General features: G+C 70.3%; 1 pseudogene. It reads right to left on the minus strand.

Annotated features, from left to right (window positions below):
* Positions 1–522: pseudogene (locus TN53_RS42095) on the minus strand (hypothetical protein); the annotation flags it as partial.

Consider the following 522-nt stretch of genomic DNA (forward strand, 5'->3'; position numbering starts at 1 on the left):
GCCGCCCGCGGCGAGGTCACCGATCTGCCGGGTGGCTGCGGTGCCGTCGGCGAAGGAGGTGAGCAGGAGCGCGCCGGTCGCGGTGTCGTGCCGTACGACATAGCCGTCGCCGAGCAGGGCTTCGCCGGACGGGACGGCGATGTTCTTCTTCGCCGTGCGGTCCCACACTCCGGCCGTCGAGGTCGGGCCGCAGGACCAGTAGATCCAACGGCCCACCGTCTGAAGCTCCTTGGCCACGCACGGGGCGCCGGTCGCGATCGTGTCGGTGACCTTGCCGGTCTTGAGGTCCTTCGCGGTGACGACACCCGTGCCGGAGCCCGGCGTCCACACCTTGGTGCCCCAGACGGAGGCGGCCGTGACCGAGCGGGTCACGATGGGCTTCAGATCGGAGTACACGGCGAGGTCGCCGATGTACTGCTTGGCCGGGGAGGAGCCGTTGACGATCGCGTAGCGGCCGGTGACGTCGAGGAGAGCTCCGGAGGCGGAGGGCACCCGGAAGAACCCCGCCGCGTCGTTCTTGAA

Source organism: Streptomyces sp. WM6386 (assembly GCF_000972385.1).
In the GTDB taxonomy this organism is placed as follows: Bacteria; Actinomycetota; Actinomycetes; order Streptomycetales; family Streptomycetaceae; genus Streptomyces.